We start from the raw sequence: 23,186 nt of genomic DNA, 5'->3' as shown, positions 1-23,186 counted from the left end.
GCCCTCTGGGTGCTCGCGTAATGGACAGCTTACTCCGGTTTTGTGTCTGTGGCGTCTTCGATTTCGTCGAGCGCGAGCGGGACGGGCTCCCATTGCGGCAGGAACGAAACTTCGGACCTATTTGATTGATAGTGGCATGGAGCGCGGTGAACTGACATCTCTGGTGTATCGGATGCGGAGGGTGGGGGGAAAGGATTCATGGAGGGGTGCCATTCGAGCGTCGTGGCCTGCCATGGGTTAGACGAGGCAAAGTCTCCTTTGCGCAGGCTGCGGACGAGATTGAAGAGAAAGACGAGCTGCGCGGTGGCGAGGAAGATGGCGGCGTAGGTGATGAAGCGGTTGAGCGGGAGGGTGTTGGAGAGGAGAGCTCCGGCGGGGCTGAGGGAGCCGCCTGGGCCGGGGATTCCGGTGAGCTGGGCGTAGTGGCGGGGTTCGCCAGCGAGACCGGTGAGATGCATGGGAAGGAAGACGGCGTAGGCTCCGACGAGGGTGCACCAGAAGTGGAGATTACCTAGGGGTTCAGAGAAAAGGCGGCCGGGGTGTTGGCTGGTTGCAGTGAGGAGAGGGAACCAATAGTAGGTAGCGGCGTAGAGGCCGAAGATGCCGGCCATCGCCATGATGAGGTGGAAGTGAGCGACGACGAAGAAGGTGTTGTGGAGGTACTCGTCGAGGATGGGTTGGGCGAGGATGGGGCCGGTGAGGCCTCCGGTGAGGAAGAGGCTGACGAAGCCGAGGGCGAAGAGCATGGGGGTTTTGTAGCTGGGTTTAGAGCGCCATGTGGTGGCGAGCCAGCTGAGGACCTTGGCTGCGGCAGGAAGCGCGATGGCCATGGTGGAGATGGAGAACGCGGAGCTGGCGAAGGGGTTGAGGCCAGCGACGAACATGTGGTGTCCCCAGAGAAGGATGCCGAGGAGGCCAATGAGGAGGGTGGTGAGGATCATGGTGCGGTAGGCGAAGACTCTGCGGTGACTGAAGTTTGCGAGGAGCATGGAGGTGAGGCCCATGCCGGGGAGGATGGCGATGTAGACCTCGGGGTGTCCGAAGAACCAGAAGAGGTGTAGCCAGAGGAGGGGGCTGCCGTTGCCGCCTTGATGGAGGACGCCGTTGACCAGGTCGCCGGTGGGGAGAAAGAAGCTGGTGCCGGCGTGGCGGTCGCAGAGCAAAAGCAGGATGGCAGCGAGCAGGACCGAGAAGGCAATGATGCTGAGCAGGGCGGCAGTAAACCATCCCCATACGGTGAGAGGAAGACGCTCCCAGGTCATACCGTTGCAGCGGTTGCGGATGATGGTGGTGAGGGTGTTGATGGAGCTTACAGTGGAGGCTATGGCGAAGAGGGCGATGCTGGTGAGCCAGAGATCCATGCCGAGGGCCTGGCCGGGGCCTGAGCTGGCGACTGCGCTTAGGGGTGGGTAGGCGGTCCATCCGGAGATGGCGGCTCCGCCGGGGACGAAGGTGGAGCTGAGGAGAATGAGGAGCGCTGCGGCGGTGAGCCAGAAGCTGGTGGCGTTGAGCGTAGGGAAGGCCATGCTGCGAGCGCCAATCTGAGCGGGGAGGATGAGGTTGCCGAAGCCGGCTTGTGGGGCGGTGGTGAGGACGAAGAAGAGCATGATGGTGCCGTGGATGGTGACGAGCGCCAGGTAGTCTTCGGGAAGGATGGGGCCGTGGAGGGGGAGATGCCAGTCAGGCCATACGAGGTGAATGCGCATCAGCAGGGAGAGCACTGTGCCGATGACTACCGAGATGAGTGCAAGGACTAGGTACTGAATGCCGATGATGCGGTGATCGATACTGAAGAGGCGGAGAGGGAAGAGGGCTGCGCGGCGCTTTTTCCCTGCGGTATTTGCTGGCTGCGGTTGTGCTGGCGGAGTGTTGAAGGGAGGAGTCATGGGGCCGCCTTTTGTTTTGCGGCTAGCCAGGATGCGAATTGGTCTCGGGGCAGAATGAGGAGCGTGGCGTTCATGCGGTAGTGGCCGAGGCCGCAGAGCTGGGTGCAGAGGATGGCGTAGGTGCCGGGGGTGGTGGGGGTGAAGTGGAGGTGGATGGTCTGGCCGGGGACGGCGTTCTGCTTGAGGCGCATCTCGGGGATGGAGAAGCCATGGATGACGTCCTGGGCGCGGAGGCGGAGGTCGACCTCGCGGTTTGCGGGGAGGACCAGCTGGGAGGAGATGAAGTCGTCGGTGGAGTGGGGATCGGTAGGGTCGAGGCCGAGGGGATTGCCTTCGCCGGGGGCTACGAGTTTGGGTTGGGTAAGGCCGAAGGTGGCGTCGGGGCCGGGATAGCGGAAGTACCAGGCGAACTGGACTCCGGTGACCTCGACCTGGAGGGCGGTGGGCGAGGCTCCGGTGTAGCGGGAGGAGGCCCAGAGGCGCTCGGCCTTGAGGGTGAGGACGGCGAAGAGGAGGGCAAGGGCGGCGAGCGGGAGGTACTCGATGCGCCAGAGGCGAGTGGGTGCGGAGTGTCGCCGGGTGAGGAGGCCGATCAGGAGGATCAGGTGTGCGAGGGCAAGGAGAGCGAGGGCGATCCAGAGGTTGATAAGGAGGTGGTCATCGAGGGCGAGGCCGTGGACGCTGGCGTCTCTGGGTAACAGCCATGGACTGCGGCTTGCAGCGCGATCGAGCAAGAGACCGGGGAGACAAGCGCTCGTAAGGTGGGAGGAGATCACCTATGCAGGATATCTCGTCCGCGAGGTAAGGGAAGAGCGCTTCAGCCTAGCTTGCCGATGAGGAAGGCGTAGAGGATGACAAAGATGAGCGCTGCAGCCACTCCGACCAGAAGAGGGGCGAGCATGTTGATGTCAATTGCGCTGGTTATGTTGTCGATCTGCTTCCTGTTGCCGGTGAAGAGAAGGAATTGCTCTTCAGATCTTCCGGGCTCGAGCGCATCTGTCTGGATAGGTCTGGAACTCACACTTTAATGTTAGTTGCTACGGTATAAAGAAGTCGTAAATTGGCCAGATGTGGGATTCGGTAATCGGCGGCAGGTCCGGTTTCAGAGATTTATGCTTTCAACGAACTAACGCTGAGATGGTTTTGGACGAGATCGAGGAAGAGCTGGTGGACACGGGGATCGTGGCCGAGCTCGGGGTGGAAGGTTGCGGCGAGGAGGTGGCCCTGGCGGACGAGGACGGGGTAGTCGTCGCGGGTGGCGAGGGTTTCGACCTGAGGGCCGGTGCGGGTGATGCGAGGGGCGCGGATAAAGACCATCTCGAGGGGGCCACCGGGCAGTTTGGTGGGGGCGGTGAGGATGGTGGAGTCCAATTGGCGGCCGTAGGCGTTGCGTTCGATGGTGATGTCGAGCGCGCCGAGGGAGATCTGCGGGGGATTCTGTACGTCGTTGGCAAGGAGGATGGCTCCGGCGCAGGTGCCAAAGGTGGGGACGGTGCGAACGAAGGAGGCGAGGGAGTCCAGGAAGCCATTGCGCTCGAGGAACTTGAGCATGGTGGTGGACTCGCCCCCGGGGATGATGAGGCCGTCAATAGCTGGAGTGCCAGCTGGAGTGCCGCTTGGAATGCGGCTGGGAGTGCGGCCGTCCGAGGTGAAGAGCTGGTCCGGTGTGCGGATGAGCCGGGTTGGGATGGCGAGGGCGGCCAGAGTTCTGGCGTGGGCTTCATAGGCACCCTGGAGGGCGAGTATGCCGATGGCCGGAGAGCTGGATGTTGTGTGATTTCCGGTCATGCCTACCCCTCCCCCCTCCCCTGTATGCCGCGTCTAAGCCTTTTGCCAGCAATCAGTTACGAAGCGACGAACCTCGTAAATTCGTCCAGGCAAACGGCTTACGTCCAAATTCGTCTCAGCAAAGGACTTAGCGGCGAATACACCTTTCCGTGTTTTCCTGCTGAGTTTTATGGCTACTCTTTCAGTATAGAGGATTGGATGGGGTCAATACGCCACGTGTAACTGGCTGTATAGCAATGGCTTAGGAAGGATAGGGGCTTGACAGGATTTAGAGCCTCATGACGGAAGGTCACCATCTGGTCCACCGGCTCTCGCTTCTCCGACAAACTCCATACCCGATACTTCCGCCGCATCCAACCCTCCATTCGATGGAAATGGGCTTTCGTTCCGTGTCTCAGTTTATGGGACACTCCAATTTTCAGTTTGCACAAGGAGGGGAGCCTGTCCAATCCAGGCAGTGACACCTGCCAGAGTTTCCGCTGTCGCAATCGATCAGGGGATGATTAGCTTTTGAGGAAATTTGAGAAACGTGGATGGCGGCAAGTCTCCATTGTCGCTTTATCTTGACCCAGACCGCGGTACGAGGGCCGCTGTATTCAACGGGCTTTCCGTGGAACAGGAACTTTTCATGCACAGTAGAAACGACAACTGCCGAAGTGCGGTAGATGCGAACGTCCATGTCTCCGTAGTCAAGAGCCTCCATGGGATCTGAACTGTCCCCGATGATTGGCAGAAACCAATTCTTATCGTGAGGTTTTCCATCGCTTGCGGAGATCAAAACAAAATCGTCGGCCAGTATCTGCGCCGCCGCCACCATGTCGTAGTGAAGCTCTGCCTGTCTGAACTCCTCTTCGCGCCCCTTGATCTCTGAAACAACACCCGGTTGAGCGATCGCAGGAACTGAACTGACGAGAAGCAGGGATAGCAACACAAAGCGACGCATAGTGATTCCTTTCGCAGATGAGTCTAAATCTACGGAGGAAAAACCCAGGTCGCCGAGAAGTAGCGAGGTCGTTGTAATCAGAGCCCAGCTTGCTGTTCGATAAGGGCATGAGCCGTCTTGCGGTGCGAACGCAAGAGCCAATAGAAAATAACGAAGTACGTGATGACCATTGATAAGTAGAGAATTGGGATTGCGTATGCGGCACCCAACTTGCCCCGCCAACTGAGGAAGATCAAGTCGGTCGAACTCTATGTGAATTTTAAATGAAAGGCCGGACTCAGGGTCCGGCCTTTTTGTTTTCGTTGATGGCCTGAAAGAACGTGTTTAGTGAGCGCCGCTGGCGTGGAACATCTGATTGACAGTGCGTATGAAATGCTCAGAGGATGCCTTCGCGGGGACATCTCCTCCCAGGATCTTTTCGTAGGGAACATCTGAGCCGTAGTAGGCGGTGGTATCTTCTGTGTTCTGGTGGACGACATCGCCGGTGAGGTCAACGCCGGCGAAGAGGCCTTTGCTACGAGAGTAGGTGAGGAAACCTGCATTGGCAGCGTCGGTTGTGGAGGCCTGCGAGTTTCGTCCGACGGGACCTGCGGCTACGCCGATGTCGCCGCCGAGTTTGACCTTGTCGTGGAGCAGACGGTCAAAGGCGTCATGGGTGGTTCCAACGAGGACAAGGTCTGTGGACTGGCCGCCGGCCTGGAGGCCGAAGCTGGCGCCTGTGAGCTGGATGAAGGCAGGGGCGCTCCAGCCATGACCGGTGCGGCAGGTAACTACGCCCTGACCGTACTGTGCGCCGACGAGAAAGGCTCCTTTTTTGAAGCCGGGAACGACGGCGACGCAGGTGGCTTTGGCGGCGATATCGTCGGGGATGCCCTTGTCGGGAGTGGCCATGAGCTCGTGAAGGACCGCGTGGGCGGCTTCAATGCGTTCATCGAGCTTTGCCATGTCGGTGGCTGCTGCGGCGGCGGCGGTGAGGGACATCGTAAGAGCCGCAGTGGCGCAGACTGTTTGCAAGAACTTTTTTGTCATCATTTTTACTTCTCCCTTGTGATGCTGACTTTCAATGTCTGTAATGCGATGCGCGTGCAGGAAGGTAAGTTGTGCAGAAGAAGATTTGGGCGCCGCAGGTAGGCCGTTTGGGAAGGAGGCGATGGTTTAGGCAAGTGATGGTCTGGCACGAGATACACCGTTTGGGGGATGGTTGCGGGGAGTGTGTTTCGCTATAGGTAAGGGGTGCGAGTTCATCGGGCCAAGGTTAGTTCGTGCGTCGTGCTTTTGCTGGGATGTGTGTCGGCCGAAGCGTCGGTTGTGCCACTTGTTCGACCAGACGTTGTTGCAGAGAGACGGATTGTGGCAGTGACGCCGCTGGAGGACGCAGCTGCGGTGCAGGCTAGTCTGCGGCGAGATGTTGCGGAACATCCGGAGGAGTTCGTGGTGTTTCCGACTGAGGCGGGGGCGGGTCAGTTCATGTCGGAACATCGGTTTTCTGTCGAGGTGGAGACCAGTGGCAGGATTCTGTCGCGTGGGGTGATGGGGTACTGGCAGGGGAAGACTATCGTGGTTTTGCCTTGGGAACCGCTTAAAAACTTTCAATAAATAGCATTGTCCTGCCGGACGGGCTCCCTGCGCGGGAGGCGGTCACTTCGTGACTTGTGTACCTTGCTTAGGCGAGGCGGACTGCTTGGGTCCTCCCGCTGGTCGGGGCAAGACTATGCGCTACCAGCCTCGGGTCTGCATGAGGTGCTGCTCCTCGATGGCTGCGGCGGCGAGGCCCTTCATGGATCCTATGACTGCTTCGCTGGCTTCGGCTACGATCTTCGGGTCGTTGAAGTGAGTCGTGGCGATGACGATGGCGCGGGCGCGGCTGACGGCCTCTTCACGCTCCTTCGGGTCGTTCTCGACGTCGAGTGGTGTGGCGCGCTCCTTCATGAAGATGCCTGAGCCTACGAAGACGGTCTCGGCGCCCAGCTGCATCATGAGGGCTGCGTCGGCTGGAGTGGCGATGCCGCCTGCGGAGAAGTTAGGAACGGGTAGCTTGCCGGCTTTGGCGACCATTCTTACTAACTCATACGGGGCGCCGTGGACCTTGGCGGCGTTGTACAGCTCTTCATCGCCTAATACGGTAAGGGCCTTGATCTCGCGAACGATCTGACGCATGTGCTGGACGGCGTGGACGACGTCGCCGGTGCCGGGCTCGCCTTTGGTGCGGATCATGGCTGCACCTTCTGCTATGCGGCGGAGGGCTTCGCCCAGGTTGCGCGCGCCGCAGACGAAGGGCGTCGTGAAGGCGTGCTTGTCAATGTGGTAGGTCTCGTCGGCTGGGGTGAGGACTTCGGATTCGTCGATGAAGTCTACGCCGAGATGCTGCAGGACTTGCGCTTCTGCAAAATGCCCAATGCGGGCCTTGGCCATGACGGGGATGGAGACGGCGCCGATGATCTGCTTGATGAGCTTGGGGCTGGCCATGCGGGCGACGCCGCCTTCGGCGCGGATCATGGCGGGGACACGCTCGAGGGCCATGACGGAGATGGCACCAGCCTCCTCGGCGATCCGGGCCTGTTCGACGTTCATGACGTCCATGATGACGCCGCCTTTGAGCATCTCGGCGAGGCCGAGCTTGAGGCGGAGGGACGGGGTGCCGAAGTTGCCGTTGTGGGTGTGATCTGCCATGGTGTCTCCTTGTTTCTTGTGACGATGCGCGGTTTCTTGTGAGCGGTGCGCGGCGGTGGGGCGCACGATGCTGCCTGATTGTCCGCGAGGCCTTTAAGTTTAGCAGCTTTGGGGTCCTCGCGATGCTCGGGCCGACCAGCGTGAGGAACTATGCTGCTGATACCCGTATATATGTCACGAAGTGCCCTCTCCGCGCAGGAGGACCGTTCGGCATGACGATGCGGTTAATCGGATCGGAATCGGCGCGTCTAACGGTATACCGCGCAGCCTCGTGCTTCGAGGTCTGCGATCCACGCACACTCTTTCAGCGTCGTGACCAGCGCAGATCTAGTTTCTCTAATCGGGGGAGGCTCGCAATGGCAGGTGGAAGATCGGTGAGCGGATTGCCGCGGAGATCGATCTGACGCAGCTCGTGCAGAAGGTTGATGGAGTCTGGCAGCGTGCTCAAATTATTGTTTCTGAGGTGAAGCTCCCGGAGGTGTGAGAGGCGTTCGATGGAGATGGGCAGGGACTCCAGAGAGTTGTCGGAGATGCGAAGCTCCTGTAGACGAGACATGCCGGAGACGCAGTCAGGCAGAACTTGAAATGCGTTCTCGCTGAGATTGAGGTAGCGCAGGCGCGTCAGCCTGGCAAAGGAGTCGGGCAGCGAGCTTAGATTATTGTCGTGAAGATAGAGAAAGTCGGTGAGGTTGGGAAGGTCGCCTATCTCTTCGGGTACCTGGCTGAGTTTGTTGTGGCCTAGATCGAGCATGCGAAGCTTGGTAAGACGGCTGATCTCTCCGGAGACCTGGGTGAGTTCATTGTCGGCCAGTACGAGAGTTTCGATCTCTGTTTGTTGCCATACGGAGTCGGGCACCTCTCCGAGTTGCTTCTTCCATAGGTTCAGATGAAGAGGTGACGAGGCTGGCATGCAGTCGATTTTAGCTCGGCCCTATAGCTCTGCCGATGCGGGGATGATCGTATTGATTCGGACCCTGCGCTCTGGTGGCGGTGGCACGGATCAGCCTAATACTTATTGTGGTAGAAAGTTGTTCGGCTCGACGAGCACGAAGCCAGGTGTTTCGGTTACACACTGTCGGAGCAAAAAGGCGTGTCCGGAACCATAAAAGATGACGATGCGATCACCCGGATGAGCGTTCTGCACTATGTTTGCGCAGATCAGAAAATTGCGGTGATACCAGGCCGTAAGAAGATCGGCGCCCGGCTGCTGCGTGCCCGCGCCGACGCGGAGCATCTGGCGATAAAAGCTGTTGCTATGGCTGAGAAGGACGGGATCGTTGAGATACCGCAGAGTGGCGGCAATGCCTTTGGACTGGAGCAAAGCTGTTTGCGTTTGCGTTGAGGCTTCCATCTCAACGTTGGCACGCTCGAGAAGTTGTGACTGCCCATGCGCCTGAGCGAAGACCTGTACAGGTTCGTAGGGGAAATCGCCATCTGCATCGATGTCATAAAAATGGCTCAGCCTTGAGGCTTTTGCGAGTCGGAAGCCGAGTTGCACGACCTCGTTGCGGCTGGGGGCAAGGGTGCTGTTGAGATACTGGGCATAGCGCTGGCTAGCCACGTCAGCCGGCCACTCTGCCATGACTTCGGTGGGATGAAAGCTTGCAAGGGCGCCCGTGATCTTCTCGATCTCCGCCTGCCGGTCGGGTTGGAGCACATCACCGGCATTGACATTATGGATATCGTGGCCGGGATTGGACATGTGAAAGTTTGCGACCACCATGATGGAGACTGGCGCGTCGGCAGGAGGATGCTGAGCGACGGCGGCTATGGAAAGAGTTAGTAGGCTGGTGACCGCGATAAGACAACGTGAAGGGAACAATTTGTAAGCGCCTCGGTATGGAATGTGTGCCTTGAGGTACGTTGAATGGATCCCTATGGTTCCTGATTACGGTTGATGCTTACCCAAAATCAATGTTGTCCAGGTTGAGTCAACAAGGGTGGATTTGACTGAAAATTCAACTGCAATTTATCAGGGCAGTGAGGTCGCGGCCTCAAGCTGCGCTTACGGGGCGGTATGTGGGCCTCGACGGAGGCCTCTGGATGGTTGGTGAACTGACGATCGTGATTCCTGCCAAGAACGAAGTGACGATGCTTCCTAGACTGCTGGAATCTCTTTGCCGACAGGACTATGCGAGGATGGCGCAGACGCGGGTACTGGTGGCGGATGCGGGTTCGACTGATGGAACGGTAGAGGTGGCGCTGGGCTTTCGCGACCGGTTGGCGGTGGAGGTGGTGCCGGGTGGGCTGCCTTCGGTTGGACGCAATGCGGGGGCTAAGCTGGCGACTACAAAGTATGTGCTGTTTCTGGATGCGGATGTGGAGCTGCCTGAGCCTACGCTGTTGCGACGGGCGCTCTGGCGAATGGAACGGCGGGGATTGCACCTGGCTACGACAAATATTGCCTGCCGGCAGGGAAGTCTATTCGATGATCTGCTGTACGCGGGAAATAACCTGATGCAGAGGGTGGGGTCGTTTACGAAGCCGTTCGCTACGGGAATGTTTATGTTATTTGACCGCGAGGTTTTTTGGGCGCTGGGTGGGTTCAATGAGCGGGCTCTGTTTGCGGAGGACTATCTGCTATCGAAGGGCGTGGCGCGGCAGCGGTTTCGCATTGTGCGGGGGCGGGTGCTGACGACGAACCGGCGGTTTCAGAAGCTGGGTCATTGGCGGATGGTGTGGATGTTCTTCAAGACGATGGTGCATACGTGGGATGAGGAGTACTTTCTGGAGGATCAGGGGTACTGGGGTGAAGCTGGGTAGTTAGCTGCTGCCCTGTGTGCTGCGCTTGTCCTGCCCCAGCAGTTGGCGTGGGGCGGCTACTTCGTGGCGTGTATACCGGTGTTGGTATCAACTGCATGCGGTCGGCCGTTGGGCTACTTGGACAGCTAGATTTCGGTTTGGGCCAAGCCGGCAGCTAAGAGCTTTTCGTCTATGGCTATGAAGAGTCCCTTACTGCGGGCCAGGACTGTGCCGTCCGGGAGCTGGATCTCGCCCTGATGGAAGAGCTTGCGACCAGGAGTGCCGTCGGCTTTTGCTGGACGGCTGAGATGGCGGCCTATGAGGACTAACGGCTTGTAGAGCGGCGCTGGGCGGAGGTAGTCGATCTCCATGTGTCGGGTCATGGCGAGGACGTTCAGGGGGCGGTTAAGCTTGCTCATGGCCTCGTCGAGGAGCGCGGCGACGATGCCACCGTGGATGTGGCCCGGCGGGCCTTCGTGCATTCGGTCGAGCTGGAAGTGGCAGGTGGCGGTGATGGCCTGGGGATTTGAGATGTCGGTGGTGAAGCGGAGATGGAGACCCTGGGGGTTGGCGGGGCCGCAGCCGAAGCAGTGGTTGGCACGCTCGTCGATGGTGGGATTGCCGTCCATGGAGAGGGGGGTGTGGCGGGCGTTGTCGGGGAGGTTTATGTCTTCGCTCATAGATCGACCTGTGCTTCGGACGTTAGCACAGAGAGGGATGAATGAATAGGGATTCAGTTTGTTTTAGGTAGTGCAAACCTGGATGATTCCCGGGCCGAACTTTTCGATCTTGTCGAGGCCTAGACCGTGGACGGACTTTAGCTGCGTAAGGCTTTGCGGGTGCGCGAGAACTATGTTGCGGAGGGTGGTGGAGGCGAGGACGAAGAAGAGTGGGAGGTTGAGACGCTCGGACTCGGATTTCCGCCACTCGCGGAGGCGGTCGTCAAGCTCCTGCTGCCTGGGGGTAAGGACGCCGGTGGGTTCGGTGGTGGTGATGCGTTGGCGGTGAAAGGTTTCGCTAGAAGCGGAGGTTGTCCCGTTTACAGCAAAATGCGGGGGTCTTTCCACTCCGCTGCGCTCCGGCCAAGATGACGATTCTTTTCTTGGTGCGGTCGATTGCAGGGTCTTCAGCTTGCTTGTAATGTGCGGTCGTGAAGACGGTTCTTTTTCGGTCGTGATCGGCGGAGAGGAGGAAGCTTCGGCGCGGCAGAGGGCGATGATCGTGGCGCCATGGGTGTCGGCGATGCGCGGGCCGATGCCTGGGAGTTGCACGAGTGATGGAATGGTGGTGGGGCGAGTGAGGACTATCGCATTGAGGACAGCATCGGACAAGACCATGAAGGCGGGTTTGCCTGTCTTTGCAGCTTCGGCCTTTCGCCAATCGCGGAGATTTGTTTCAAGAGATCTTTGTGCGGGAGTGTAGGCTGCGATGGTTTGTTCGCGTTCGGCTTTGAGAGAGGCCTTGGAGGGTTTACTGCTTGCTCCGGATTTCTTGCGCGGGGTTGAGGTCGTTGTACCGGCGTCTTTGAGGAAAAGGTCGGGTGGCAATGGGCCGGTGAGGGTGCGGCCTTCGTGGGTGAGTGAGGCTTTTTTGTAATTGATTACGTTGCCTTCGGGGTTGGTCCACTGGTCTGAATTTAACGTTATGAGTCCTGCACGGGTTAAGGCGTCGAGGAGGGTGTCGAAGACTTTTCGGTCGGCGGCAGGGGTGTTACGCAGGGGGCCGGTGGTGAGTTCGGTGTGGAGTTTACCGGTGGCGCGGGTTTGGCCGTCCAATGCGCGGAGGATGGCGCGGAGTTGGCGTTCTTCTTCGGTGGTGGGTTGGCGGAAGGTTTGGGCTGTGGCGCTTTGTGGGGAGCAGAAGTCGCAGTGGCCGCAGGGGCGGAGACCGTCGGCGGTGTCGCCGAAGTGTTGGATGAGCGCGGCCATGCGGCACTGTGCGGATTCGGCGAACTGGACCATGCGGTCGATCTGGGAACGGCGAAAGTTGATCTGTTCGTCGTAGCCTTTGCGCCAGGCTGCGCTGCGGGGGGCGTCTTCGGCGGCACGGACGTTGCCACCCATGTCGATGTTGGCTGCGCCTTGAGCGATGAGTTTTTCAACGGCTTTGTCGAAGGTCTCGGCGTCCATCTTGAGGCGCTGGCGGAGGAGGTCGGGCATCTGGTAGTCGTCGGAGAGGAGGGCGGCAACGCGGGTGAGATCGGTTATAGCGGGGTAATCGCGCTCCAGGAAGAAGTCATGCATCTTGCGGTCGGCGAAGGAGTGAAGAAGCACGGTGCGGGACGGTTGGCCGTCGCGTCCGGCGCGGCCGATCTCCTGGTAGTACTGCTCGACCGAGCCGGGCAGCGCGGTGTGGACTACGGTGCGGACGTCGGCTTTGTCGATGCCCATACCGAAGGCGATGGTTGCGACGACTACTTCGAGGTTTCCCGAGAGGAAGTGTCGTTGGACACGCTCGCGTGTTGCGGGGTCGAGGCCGGCGTGATAGGCAGCGGCGCTTCCACCGAGTGAGGAGGCGAGTTCTTCCGCGGCTTTGCGCGAGGGTGCGTAGACGATGGCGGGGCGGTTGGATTTTTCTTTGAGGAGGTTGGCGGTGAACTCGTTGCGGCGCGGCTTGGAGAGCTCGACGACTTCGATGGCGAGGTTGTGGCGGCGGAAGCCGTGGATGAAGAGGTCGGGTTGGGTGAGTTTGAGCTGGGTGATGATGTCGCGTTGAACGGTGGGTGTGGCGGTGGCGGTGAGAGCGATGACGGGGGCGGGGCGCAGGGCGGGGAGGAAGTCGCCGAGGGTGCGGTAGTCGGGGCGAAAGTCGTGACCCCAGGCGGAGATGCAGTGGGCCTCGTCGATGGCGATGAGAGATGGCTTGCGGCGGGCAAGCATCTCGGGGAAGTTTGGGACGCGCATGCGCTCGGGTGCGATAAAGAGGAACTGGAGGGTGCCGTCGAGGTAGTCGCGGCAGGCCTGGCGGGCTTGGTCACGGGAGAGGCCGGAGTGGATGCGAGCGACGCGGAGGCCGGCGGCGGTGAGTTTGGTGGCCTGATCGTCCATAAGGGCGATGAGGGGGGAGATGACGAGGGCAGTGCCGCCACGGGCGATGGCGGGGAGCTGGTAGCAGAGAGACTTTCCTGCTCCTGTGGGCATGACGAGCAGGACGTCGCGTCCGTCGGTGGCGGCGCGGCAGACGGCTTCCTGGTTGGCGCGGAAGGATTCATGGCCGAAGGTCTTGTGGAGCAGGGAGGTAAGGTTCATGCGGCTTGCTTCGAGTTTCGCATAATCTTCGCGTGAGGGCGAAGTGGCTGATGGGAACACCTGGTAGGCGGCTCGAGTGGGATGCGTAGTGGAAGTTCGGGATGGGTCTAGTAGATCCGGAAGTTCACTTCGACCTTAAGCTCAAACGGAACAGGACTGCCGCGATAGCTTGCGGGTTCGAACCGATACTGCTCCACCGCTTTGACACAGTTTTGATCGAGAGTAAGCGCGACCTCTCGGTCCTTCTGTGGGACTGAATCGGCGATTGATCTCGTGAGGTGTATGTCTGTGGGTGTGCCATCTGTGCGAACGATGAAAGAGACAAGGCAGTTGCCTCCGACTTTCTTCTTCCGAGCCTTGTCCGAGAACTCCGGTTCGACGGAGTGGATCAGCTTGGGAGCCGTAACGCCGTCTCCTGCGTGATAATTGCCGGCGGAGTCTGGATTGGGACGGGATGGTTTTGCCGGGAGGGTTTGATGAGCGTCAGGCGGGGAGGACGCCGATCGTTGACTGGCCTGAGTGCCAGGCACGATGCAAGCGGTGAACAAGAGAGCCAGACTGAGTTGTGCGAGGGTCCTCATGCTTGATGTCCATCGTCGGTTGATATTCAGTATCACGGAGAGAGTAGCATGTGTCCTGCTATCTCATGGGTTTCAAAACAATTGTGACGTGGGTCGCAGAACTGGCTGGAATTTCCCGCATCTTTTGTGACAAGGAAATGATCAGATAGAACTAAAGGGCGCGGTGGAGGAGGCAGTATGTATCTGATTGCGATTTGCGTGGTTGGGTTCCTGGTTCTGCTGTTCGGTTTGCTACGGATCAGGCAGTTGCGACGGAGGCGTGAGTTGGAGGCACACAGCATCGAGGCGGATGCTCTTTACGATCTTCTGGAAAAGAACTCGGATATTCTGCTGTTCGATGTTCGCCAGCCGCTGGATCTGCTGGCACACTCGGAGATTATTCCTGGAGCGAAGAGGCTTGCTCCAAAGGAGATTGTTGAGCAGGCTTCGTTGATTCCGAAAGAAAAAGATTCGGTGATCTACTGCACCTGCATCAGTCAGAGTACGAGCCGGATGATCCTAGAGAGGGCTTTGGCGTTGAACTTTACGAAGATTAAATTTTTGAAGGGCGGGCTGGATGCCTGGAAGGCGAAGGGGTATCCAGTGGAGAGATACACTACTCCATTTCATCTTGATACGGCTTGATGTCCTGCCGGACGGCCCTCCCGCGCGGAGTGCCGTCACTTCGCGACTTGTATACCTTTTCTTCCCTGGTGAACTACTCGTGTCACCCCGTTGATCGGGACTAGAGAGTCATGTGGTCTGCATGATCTTGTCCACTGTGATGTGGTAGTCGCGGATGCGTTTGCCGGTGGCGTTGCCTACTGCCGCGGCAGCGCCGGTGATGCCGATCTCTCGCGCTGTGTGGCGGATTCGAGACGAAGAGTCAGACGTGACCCTCTGGAAAAGATGCATGCCGGTAGACGCTGTGGCAGGCAGCCGGAAAGGTATGATGATCGCGTCCATACAAGGGCCGTTGGTTCCAATGAGGTTTGATCTGTGAGGTTGAGACGGTATGTTCCGGGAGAGTGGGATTGATTCAGATCAGAGCAACCAGATTTCTTGCGGTATCTCGTATGTTTTGCATTGTCGCTGCGGTGGGGTTGATGGTTGGTGCGGTCGTGCCTGTGTTCTCGCAGACACCGGAGAGCAAGGCAAAGACTTTGGGCGATGTAGACGCGAAGAAGGAAGAGGCGAGTGTGCCTGTTCCGCCAGAGACGAGTTCGGTGACCAGGCATGAGTGGGCCGCGGGCGGGCGGTTGGTTCACTACACGGCTACCGCGGGAAATCTGCTGATACGGGACGATCAGGATAAGGCAAATGGGAGCATCTTCTATGTGGCCTACACGGAGGATGGGGTTGAGGCGAAGAGTCGCCCGGTGACGTTCTTTTATAACGGTGGGCCTGGGGCGGCGACGATCTGGCTGCACATGGGATCGTTTGGGCCGGTGCGCGTGGTGACACAGAGCCCGGAGGCGACGGGGCCGGCGCCGTTTGAGTGGGTGCAGAATCAGTACAGCCTGCTTGATAAGAGCGACCTGGTATTTATCGATGCGCCGCTGACAGGGTACTCGCGCGGGGTGGGCAAGGGGACGGTGAAGGACTTTGCTGGGACCGATCAGGACATTCTTGCGTTCAAGAAGTTTATTGTGCGGTACATCACGGCGAATCAACGGTGGAACTCGCCGAAGTTTTTATTTGGGGAGTCGTATGGAACGACGCGGTCGGGTGGGCTGGTGAGTGCGCTGCAGAACGACGGGATCGAGTTCAATGGGGTGACACTGTTGTCGTCGATTCTGAACTATAACCGGCGTAGTCCTGGGCTGGACTATGAGGCGATTGGATATGTGCCTTCGTTCGCGGCGATCGCGTATCACTACCATAAAGTGAAGACGAGTTTGAGTCTGGCGGATTGGGTGGAGCAGGCTAGAGTCTTTGCGCGTGGACCTTATGCAGAGGCCTTACAGCACGGAGACAAGCTGCCGACTGCGGAGTTCGATGCGATAGCTGCAAAGCTGGCGGCGATTACCGGGTTGAGCGTGGAGTATGTGAAGGAGACGAAGCTGCGAATCTCGGCCACGCGGTTTCGTAAGGAGCTGCTGCGTGGGGAGGAGCGGACGCTGGGGCGGTACGATGCGCGGTTCATGGGATGGGATGTGGACTCGGCCGGGGAGAGTCCTGGGTACGATCCTTCGGATACAGGGATTAGCGGGGTGTATGTTGGGGCGTTTCATGAGTACCTTCAGAAGGAGCTGAAGTATCTGAGCCAGGAGCCTTATTACACGTCGGGGCCGGGGCTGAATGAGAACTGGGACTTCAAACACAAGGCTCCCGGCAGCGGGCCGGGGAGGGGTGGGGAACAGTTGGCGCCGGATGTGGCGGTGGATCTGGCGGATGCGATGCGCAAAAATCCCAGGTTGAGGGTGTTCTCGGCGAATGGGTATTTCGACCTGGCTACGCCCTTCTTTTCAACGGAGTACGACCTGAGCCACATGGATCTGCCGGAGAAGCTAGTGAATAATGTGCAGTTTGGTTACTATCCGGCGGGTCATATGGTCTATCTGAATGTGGATGCGTTGAAGGAGATGAAGGCGGATATGGCGAAGTTCTACGCTCTGGCTCAACAGCGCTAGCGCTTGAGAGATAGGGCAAAACGCTTGCTTTTGCCGGATAAAAGCCTTAGAATGAAGGTTGCGTTTCTTTCCCAGTGTGCAAAACGCCGAGTGCGGAAATCAAATTGTGAAGAGGTACTGAAAAAGATATGGCAAAGCGTCGTGGAAATCCCAACTGGGGCAAGCCTGAGCCGATCGGGCCGGTTGTTCCAACGGTAACATCGTTCGAGCAGGTTGTGAAGGAGTTCAAGCTAACGCCCGACCAGTACATTCGCTCGACCCGGCTTCGTGAGTGGGCCCGCAGAAACAAGAATTCGAAGTACATTCCTGAGGCGCTGCTTGAGGCATGGGGATTTGAGATTGAGTCCACGCTGTAAGTGGTTGTTTGGATCTTGTCATCGGATTGTAAAAAGAAGACGCTGCCCATTGCGGGTGGCGTTTCTTTTTTGCGACGGACGTAAGATGGGATGCGTCGAAAGAGATGCAAGTGGAAGGCGGGGACTATGTTTGCTGACGTGACAGAGGCAGTAGCCGAGATCAAGGCGGCCCGGATGGTGGTCGTCGTGGATGACGAGGACCGCGAGAACGAGGGCGACCTGACGCTGGCTGCGGAGTTTGTCACGCCGGAGGCGATCAACTTTATGGCGAAGTATGGCCGGGGTTTGATCTGCCTGACGCTCACTGAGGAGCGTGCGGATTACCTGCGGCTGGGGCCGATGACGCAGGAGAACACGTCGCGGTTTGGGACTGCGTTCACGGAGAGCATCGAGGCGCGGGAGGGTGTGACGACGGGGATATCTGCGGCGGACAGAGCGCATACGATCAAGGTGGCGATCGATCCGCGATCGACAGCGCATGATCTGGCGCGGCCGGGGCATGTGTTTCCGTTGCGGGCGCGCAAGGGTGGCGTGCTGGTGAGGGCCGGGCAGACAGAGGCTTCGGTGGATCTGGCGCGGATGGCTGGGCTAGTTACGGCTGGTGTGATCTGCGAGATTATGAATGACGATGGCACGATGGCGCGGGTGCCGGACCTGGTGAAGTTCTGCGCGGAGCATGGGCTGCTGATGGTGACGGTGGCGGATTTGATCCGTTACCGGTTACAAAATGAACGGTACATCCATCGCGTCGCGGAGTCGTTGATGCCTACGGCGCATGGAGAGTTTCGCATGATCGCCTATGAGAGCGAGGTGGATGGTGGGGAGTCGCATATTGCGCTGGTGTTTGGCGATGTGAGCGGCAAGGAACCGGTGCCGGTGCGGGTGCATACGCACTGCCTGGCGGGGGATGTTTTCTCTACGACGTTGTGCGATTGCAGGGCGGTGGTGGAGCAGTCGCTGAAGATGATTGCGCAGGCAGGCAGGGGGGCGCTGGTGTATCTGCACAATGGCAGCACGGGTTTTGGCGTGGACAGGGGAGCAGACAGGGGAGTTACGCCGGCGCGGATTGTGCTGCATCGGGAGCAGCGGGCTCGGGAGGGAAGCGACGACAGGGCGCATCGAACGCTGCGGCAGGTGGGGTTGGGCGGCCAGATTCTTTCGGACCTGGGGATTCATAAGATTCGGCTGCTGACTAATACGCCAACGCATGTGCCGGCGTTGCAGGGGTTCGAGATCGAGATTGTGGAGCAGGTTCCGGTATCGATCGAGGCGGTTCGGCGGTAGATCTTTTCAGGAAAAAATCTGGCGTGGTGGGCTGGGGGAGAACTTCGCCTTTATGGGCGTTTTTGAGGGGTGTTTTGGGAAAAAGTGTGTTTTGGAGGTGGTGTTTGGGTGGTGTAGTTGTGGTGAGATGCGTGGCTGATGTGGTGATTTCGCCGCGTGTTTTTTGGCTCTGAAAAATGCGCCATGTTGAGACAGTTTTTTTGAGGTTTTTTGGGTGGGTTGTGGAGTAGTATCTGCATTACCTCCCCGAACAGTATGATTGATGCTTCAGGTTTGAGAAGCACGATGTGGCTACGGTCAGACGACTTGGCACGCAAGCAGATGGGTCAGTATCGTTTAGCCAGATTCAAGGAAGGTTTTGAGATGAGCGCGCTTACTTCGATGGCAGTGGACACCGGTTTGGAGGTAGTCGACCTCTTCGAGGACGCTTCGTTCGCGAGAAGACTGTTGCATGAGCGCAATGTTGCGATGCAGATGGAGGGCATGAGCCGGCTGGGACATGCTTTTGTAGAGAACCCGGACACGATTCTGCAGGAGCTGGTGAATGCGGCGGTGGAGTTGTGCGGCGCCGACAGCTCGGGGATCAGCATTGAGCGGGAGAACAAGAACGATGCGGAGTTCTACGAGTGGGTTGCGACGGCGGGGGAGTATGCAGGCTTCTTAAATGCGACGTTGCCACGGAGTCCCAGCGCCTGCGGGATGTGTCTTGAGCGGGGACGGCCGCAGCTGTTTCGCGTGACACAGCGGTTCTTCGATCTGATGGGGATCGAAGCGCCTACGGTGACCGACGGCCTTTTGTTGCCGTGGGTGTCGGGGGAGACGCGAGGCACGATCTGGATCATGGCGCATGGACGGGATGAGGCGTTCGATGGAGGCGATCTTCGCATGATGCAGATGCTGGCTGACTTCGCTGCGATGGGGGTGAGACAGCAACGGCAGCAGAAGCTCTTGATGGAGCAGGCGGTCCATGCTGCGGCTGCGGGAATGGCCAATGAACTGGCTCACCGGATCAACAATCCGTTGCAGAGCATTACGAATATTGTGTATCTGGCGGGTGCAGGCGAAGACCCCAAGGATGCGAAGACACTGGCGGAGGAGCTGGCAGAGCCGATACAGCGGCTGTCTGTGTTGGCGGCGAGGTTGCTGTCGCTGCCGAGAGCGGCTAATCGTCCCAAGTGAGTTTGCTTCGCGGAAGCTCTGAACTGTCACCCAAAATGATGGCGGCGAATGATTTCATATGTTCTAATTTGCCGACGTGCGATTCGGGAGGATAGTAGCTTCGCCTTCATGCAAGGAAGAGAGCCGTGATGAGTCTCGTTCGCTTTAACAGAGCAGCGTTGTGTGTATTGTTGAGTGGCCTTGTCTTTACGGTGGCAGGGATGGCTCAGCTTATGCCCGCGCCACCGCAGGTGCCTCAGATTCCGCAGGGACCGCCTATGCCGAGCATGCCGACGATGCCGTCGGACTCGCAAAATCCGCAGGGGCCTCCGCCGGATGCGTCGCAACAGAGGCAGCAACAGCAGGACCAGGAGCGAAGGAATAACCAGCAGTGGCCGGGTGGGTTTCTGGGGGCGTGGTGCGCGCAGGGAGATCCTTCGAAACAGGCATCGATCAGCGCCAGTGGGCCGATGCTGAACCTGACGAATGAGAGTGGAAGTACCTCGATTGGGAATCTGCAGGGAGATAATCAGATAGTCGCGCCGGAGTGGCAGTTTGTGACGGGGACGCTGAGTGGCGGACGGATCGATTGGTCGAATGGGACCTTCTGGACGCGGTGCTATAACGGCGGTGGTGGTGGCGGCCGTCGTGCTCCGAATCTGAATGGGAGATGGTATCCGAATGGAAACAGGTCGCTGTCCTGCTCGATTCAGCAGCGTCGAGGAAACCTGACGCTACAGAATGAGAATGGCGACAGAGCGACTGGATCGTTCAACGGCAAGTGGAGTGTGACGACGAACTGGCAGGGGAACAGTATCGCGGGGACGATCAGCCGGGATGGGAACCGAATCGATTGGAGTAACGGGACGTACTGGATTCGCTATCGGCTTTATGGGCAGTAGGGCATTTTCTCTATTTGTTTCGTGGGGTTGGCTATCGGCGGGCGTGGGGATAAGCAAAAGACGAAATGCGGGGGTTTCTCCACTGCGCCGTGCGATGAGACTGCACGGCTTCGGTCGAAATGACGATTTTTGTTTAGGGGGACAAAAGAACATGCAGCGACATGCTTTCTGCGAATGACTATTTTTGTTGCGGAGGAGAGAGGTGGTCCTTTGCGCCCTGTGTAGCTTCCTTGAATTTTTTGTGAGAGGCGAGGAACGATGGATTCTTCGTGCATCCTAGAAGCATGTCTTCTCAATATGACGCGATCGTGATTGGTACCGGAGCGGGCGGCGGTACGCTTGCCATGCATCTTGCGCTGGCCGGCAAGAATATTCTCATTCTGGAGCGCGGGCCGTTCCTGCCCCAGGAAAAGTTGAACTGGGACACCTCCGCTGTCTTCCTCGACAATCGGTATCACACCAAAGAGGTGTGGCAGAACAAAGAAGGCCAGGATCTGCACCCACAGCAGGCGTATTACGTTGGAGGCCAGACGAAGGTGTACGGGGCAGCGATGTTCCGGATGCGGGCCGAGGACTTCGATGTGATTCGCCACCAAGGCGGAATCTCACCGGCGTGGCCTATCAGCTACGCGGATCTTGAGCCGTACTACACGCGTGCTGAAGAGCTCTTTCATGTTCACGGCGATCTTGGGTCTGCGCCGTCCATCCCAGGTGGATTCGGGTCTTCGTTTGATCCTACGGAGCCTTTTCATTCGAAGCCGTACCCCTATCCTGCCTTGTCGAATGAACCCCGAATGCAGACGATCGAGGATGACGTTCGCAGGCTTGGAGTTCATACTTTTCCGATACCGTTAGGGCTTAAACGGAATGAGGCCGATCCGGTGGCCTCGAAGTGTGTGCGTTGCGACACCTGCGACGGCTATCCGTGCCTGGTTCATGCAAAGTCGGACGCTGACATTAACTGCATTCGAGAGATCATGCACCTCTCGAATGTGACCTTGATGACCAACACGCGCGTTACTCGCCTGCTGACGAACGCAACGGGTACGGCCGTCACTGCGGTCGAGGTGATTCATTCGGGCCCTGGAGGCGCTTATGACAACGCTTCGGAGCAGAATAAGAGCGACGCGCTGTCTCCTTCGCGATCGGATCGGACGGCGACTTACACGGCGGGCATCTTTGCCCTTTGTGCAGGCGCGATCAACTCCGCGGTGGTGCTGCTTGCCTCTGCGAACGAGAAGCACCCGAATGGAGTTGGCAATCTGTCAGATCAGGTGGGGCGCAACTTCATGTATCACCAGGCGGACGCACTGCTGGCTTTATCGACCCAGCGCAATGAGGATGCCTACACCAAGACCTGGGGCACGAACGACTTTTACCTGAAAGATAGTGATCCGGCGTATCCCTTTCCCCTTGGGCAGGTTCAACCGGTGGGCAGCTTCCACCACGAGATGATGAAGGGTGACGCGCCGCCCCTGACTCCGGGGTTTGTGCTGGAGACAATGAAACATCATGCGGTGCCGTGGTGGTTGACGACGGAGGACCTGCCCGACCCCGAAAATCGGGTCACGTTGCATAACACGACCCCGCTGTCGGTCGAAGACGTTCAACCCGGTGTGGTTGGGGCGCATCCGTTCGGCGATACGGGGCGGACCAATCAATCTGAACCGGTGACCAAGAACGCACCGCATCGGATTCAACTCGCTTATACGCCGAACAATGTGAAGTCCTTCGATCGTTTGAAGGAACGCTGGGTCGATATTTTAAAGGAAGCAGGCCATGCTACGGCCCAGGTTCCGCTGCACGCTTACTTCAAGAAACGTATCCCGCTGGAGGGCGTGGGGCATCAGAACGGCACATGCCGCATGGGAGAAGATCCCAGCACAAGTGTTCTGGATGTGCATTGCAAGGCCCATGATCTGGACAATCTTTACGTGGTTGATGCGTCGTGCTTTGTGTCGGCTAGTGCGGTGAATCCCTCGCTGACGATCATTGCGAACGCAATCCGTGTCTCGGAGCATCTGCTGCAGGATCGGCTGAGATGATGGATGGGGACGAGTCGAGCACTCCGATGCAGCGGCGGCAACGGTCTCATGGGCGATGACGATTCGTTTGAGGGTGATGGTCTGGCGGGTGGACTGAGTTCTTTATGCAGGAAGCTCATCTTTATGCCGGAAGAGCGTCGACGACGGACTCTGCGAGATAGCTCTTCATTGCCTGAGCGAGTTGTGAATCGATCTCGTCGGCGATGGTCATAACTCCGATCAGTACAACGCTGAAGTCAATGTTCGCAAGGTTTTTCTGCAGGGTGTTGAAGACGCTGACCTGGAGCATGCGCGACTCCTCGACCATCATGGCAGCGGTGTAGCCCTGTTTGCGGCGTGTGGTGCCGTGCAATTCGGCTGCCGCCGAGAAGATTTCTTTGGTGCCAAGAATCTTTGAGGAACGGAGACGCAGGACGAGATCCAAGAAGACCTGAGGTAGATGGCCGGAGCGCAGTTGGAATGTCATTGGAATTGCCATCAACGACTCTTCCTTTTCGACGAGTTCGTACCAGTCGCTGATGGTGCTTTCGGTGGAGCGTTCAAGAATGGTGGCGACGCTCTCGACTATGCGGACACGAGTGGGGCCGGCGGCGAGCCGTTGTTTGATGGCATCCACCAGCATGTTTACGTCCATTGGCTTAACGAGAATTTCGTCGGTCTGGAGCATGATCGCCTGAGCCGCGGCGTCCATTTGGGGAAACGAACTCAGCAGTATGGTGACGGCTTTTGGGTTGGCGTGCCGCATGGCGCTGACGACGGTGAGGCCGTCTCCTGGACCGGGCATGTGGAGATCGCTGAGAAGGACGTCGAAGACCTCGGAGCTGATGCGCTTGAGAGCTTCGGTTACGGTTGAAGCAACCGTAACGTCAAAGCCATGTTTTCTTAGAATGATGTCGAGGGTAAGGAGTATTGTCTCGTCGTCGTCGACTAATAAAAGCTTCGCGGCTGCCATCGTTTTCCTCCCAAGATTG

At 58.5% G+C, this 23,186-nt stretch carries 23 protein-coding genes; 9 read left to right on the top strand and 14 right to left on the bottom strand.

Annotation, left to right across the window (positions count from 1 at the left end; translation table 11 throughout):
• Positions 1 to 29: 29 nt before the first annotated feature.
• From RBB75_RS18235 to RBB75_RS18210, 6 genes are all read right to left on the bottom strand, one after another.
• Positions 30 to 1,886 (bottom strand): cytochrome c oxidase subunit I, encoded by a 1,857-nt coding sequence (locus RBB75_RS18235; protein WP_353068895.1) that lies wholly within the window; start codon positions 1,884 to 1,886, stop codon positions 30 to 32.
• The gene (locus tag RBB75_RS18230; protein WP_353068894.1) at positions 1,883 to 2,662 is read right to left on the bottom strand and encodes a cupredoxin domain-containing protein; all 780 of its coding nucleotides are present in this window, start codon (positions 2,660 to 2,662) and stop codon (positions 1,883 to 1,885) included. The genes RBB75_RS18235 and RBB75_RS18230 overlap by 4 nt, the downstream gene beginning before the upstream one ends.
• 41 nt (positions 2,663 to 2,703) lie before the next feature.
• Entirely contained in the window at positions 2,704 to 2,907 is a 204-nt protein-coding gene (locus RBB75_RS18225; protein WP_179638057.1) for a hypothetical protein, read from the bottom strand.
• Between the two features lie 89 nt (positions 2,908 to 2,996).
• Positions 2,997 to 3,674, bottom strand: coding sequence for a pyridoxal 5'-phosphate synthase glutaminase subunit PdxT (gene pdxT / locus RBB75_RS18220; RefSeq protein ID WP_179638056.1), 678 nt, complete (start codon positions 3,672 to 3,674; stop codon positions 2,997 to 2,999).
• Positions 3,675 to 4,092: 418 nt separating this feature from the next.
• Positions 4,093 to 4,617, bottom strand: a complete 525-nt coding sequence (locus RBB75_RS18215; protein ID WP_353068893.1) for a nuclear transport factor 2 family protein — start codon at positions 4,615 to 4,617, stop codon at positions 4,093 to 4,095.
• 324 nt (positions 4,618 to 4,941) lie between these two features.
• The gene (locus RBB75_RS18210) at positions 4,942 to 5,649 is read right to left on the bottom strand and encodes a lipid-binding SYLF domain-containing protein (protein WP_353068892.1); all 708 of its coding nucleotides are present in this window, start codon (positions 5,647 to 5,649) and stop codon (positions 4,942 to 4,944) included.
• A 318-nt stretch (positions 5,650 to 5,967) separates the two neighbouring features.
• Here RBB75_RS18210 and RBB75_RS18205 point away from each other — a divergent pair, with 318 nt between their 5' ends.
• A complete protein-coding gene (locus RBB75_RS18205) occupies positions 5,968 to 6,213 on the top strand; it encodes a hypothetical protein (protein ID WP_179638054.1) in 246 nt (81 codons plus the stop codon).
• 120 nt (positions 6,214 to 6,333) lie between these two features.
• Here RBB75_RS18205 and pdxS read toward each other — a convergent pair whose 3' ends face one another.
• The 3 genes from pdxS to RBB75_RS18190 form a co-directional block, all read right to left on the bottom strand.
• Positions 6,334 to 7,287, bottom strand: coding sequence for a pyridoxal 5'-phosphate synthase lyase subunit PdxS (gene pdxS, locus RBB75_RS18200; RefSeq protein WP_179638053.1), 954 nt, complete (start codon positions 7,285 to 7,287; stop codon positions 6,334 to 6,336).
• 304 nt (positions 7,288 to 7,591) lie between these two features.
• Entirely contained in the window at positions 7,592 to 8,197 is a 606-nt protein-coding gene (locus RBB75_RS18195; RefSeq protein WP_353068891.1) for a leucine-rich repeat domain-containing protein, read from the bottom strand.
• A gap of 102 nt (positions 8,198 to 8,299) precedes the next feature.
• Positions 8,300 to 8,989, bottom strand: a complete 690-nt coding sequence (locus tag RBB75_RS18190; protein WP_353068890.1) for a DUF5694 domain-containing protein — start codon at positions 8,987 to 8,989, stop codon at positions 8,300 to 8,302.
• A gap of 278 nt (positions 8,990 to 9,267) precedes the next feature.
• Here RBB75_RS18190 and RBB75_RS18185 point away from each other — a divergent pair, with 278 nt between their 5' ends.
• Positions 9,268 to 10,050 (top strand): glycosyltransferase, encoded by a 783-nt coding sequence (locus tag RBB75_RS18185; protein WP_353068889.1) that lies wholly within the window; start codon positions 9,268 to 9,270, stop codon positions 10,048 to 10,050.
• A 125-nt stretch (positions 10,051 to 10,175) separates the two neighbouring features.
• Here RBB75_RS18185 and RBB75_RS18180 read toward each other — a convergent pair whose 3' ends face one another.
• The 3 genes from RBB75_RS18180 to RBB75_RS18170 form a co-directional block, all read right to left on the bottom strand.
• Positions 10,176 to 10,709, bottom strand: coding sequence for a PaaI family thioesterase (locus tag RBB75_RS18180; protein ID WP_218884528.1), 534 nt, complete (start codon positions 10,707 to 10,709; stop codon positions 10,176 to 10,178).
• 63 nt (positions 10,710 to 10,772) lie between these two features.
• Complete coding sequence (locus tag RBB75_RS18175) at positions 10,773 to 13,277, bottom strand: RecQ family ATP-dependent DNA helicase (protein ID WP_353068887.1); 2,505 nt, start codon at positions 13,275 to 13,277, stop codon at positions 10,773 to 10,775.
• A gap of 107 nt (positions 13,278 to 13,384) precedes the next feature.
• Complete coding sequence (locus RBB75_RS18170) at positions 13,385 to 13,858, bottom strand: energy transducer TonB (RefSeq protein ID WP_353068886.1); 474 nt, start codon at positions 13,856 to 13,858, stop codon at positions 13,385 to 13,387.
• A gap of 177 nt (positions 13,859 to 14,035) precedes the next feature.
• Between RBB75_RS18170 and RBB75_RS18165 the strand changes: the two genes are divergently transcribed.
• Positions 14,036 to 14,482, top strand: coding sequence for a rhodanese-like domain-containing protein (locus RBB75_RS18165; RefSeq protein WP_179638048.1), 447 nt, complete (start codon positions 14,036 to 14,038; stop codon positions 14,480 to 14,482).
• A 108-nt stretch (positions 14,483 to 14,590) separates the two neighbouring features.
• On the opposite strand, the gene RBB75_RS18160 is transcribed toward RBB75_RS18165, so the two are convergent.
• Positions 14,591 to 14,803: a hypothetical protein gene (locus RBB75_RS18160; RefSeq protein ID WP_353068885.1), complete on the bottom strand. Its 213-nt coding sequence runs from the start codon at positions 14,801 to 14,803 to the stop codon at positions 14,591 to 14,593.
• Between the two features lie 110 nt (positions 14,804 to 14,913).
• On the opposite strand from RBB75_RS18160, the gene RBB75_RS18155 reads away from it, so the two are divergent.
• From RBB75_RS18155 to RBB75_RS18130, 6 genes are all read left to right on the top strand, one after another.
• The gene (locus RBB75_RS18155) at positions 14,914 to 16,470 is read left to right on the top strand and encodes a S10 family peptidase (protein WP_353068884.1); all 1,557 of its coding nucleotides are present in this window, start codon (positions 14,914 to 14,916) and stop codon (positions 16,468 to 16,470) included.
• 128 nt (positions 16,471 to 16,598) lie between these two features.
• On the top strand, positions 16,599 to 16,826 hold the full coding sequence (locus RBB75_RS18150) for a hypothetical protein (RefSeq protein ID WP_020713518.1): 228 nt from the start codon (positions 16,599 to 16,601) through the stop codon (positions 16,824 to 16,826).
• Positions 16,827 to 16,952: 126 nt separating this feature from the next.
• Positions 16,953 to 18,110, top strand: coding sequence for a 3,4-dihydroxy-2-butanone-4-phosphate synthase (gene ribB / locus RBB75_RS18145; RefSeq protein WP_353068883.1), 1,158 nt, complete (start codon positions 16,953 to 16,955; stop codon positions 18,108 to 18,110).
• Positions 18,111 to 18,473: 363 nt separating this feature from the next.
• Entirely contained in the window at positions 18,474 to 19,289 is an 816-nt protein-coding gene (locus RBB75_RS18140) for a GAF domain-containing protein (protein WP_353068882.1), read from the top strand.
• Positions 19,290 to 19,417: 128 nt separating this feature from the next.
• The gene (locus RBB75_RS18135) at positions 19,418 to 20,170 is read left to right on the top strand and encodes a hypothetical protein (RefSeq protein WP_353068881.1); all 753 of its coding nucleotides are present in this window, start codon (positions 19,418 to 19,420) and stop codon (positions 20,168 to 20,170) included.
• 284 nt (positions 20,171 to 20,454) lie between these two features.
• A complete protein-coding gene (locus RBB75_RS18130; protein ID WP_353068880.1) occupies positions 20,455 to 22,215 on the top strand; it encodes a GMC family oxidoreductase in 1,761 nt (586 codons plus the stop codon).
• A 121-nt stretch (positions 22,216 to 22,336) separates the two neighbouring features.
• On the opposite strand, the gene RBB75_RS18125 is transcribed toward RBB75_RS18130, so the two are convergent.
• Positions 22,337 to 23,167, bottom strand: coding sequence for a response regulator (locus RBB75_RS18125; RefSeq protein ID WP_353068879.1), 831 nt, complete (start codon positions 23,165 to 23,167; stop codon positions 22,337 to 22,339).
• Positions 23,168 to 23,186 lie beyond the last annotated feature (19 nt).

The organism is Tunturibacter empetritectus (genome assembly GCF_040358985.1).
Taxonomy (GTDB): domain Bacteria; phylum Acidobacteriota; class Terriglobia; order Terriglobales; family Acidobacteriaceae; genus Edaphobacter; species Edaphobacter empetritectus.
This window is presented reverse-complemented; position numbering and strand designations above follow the sequence as displayed.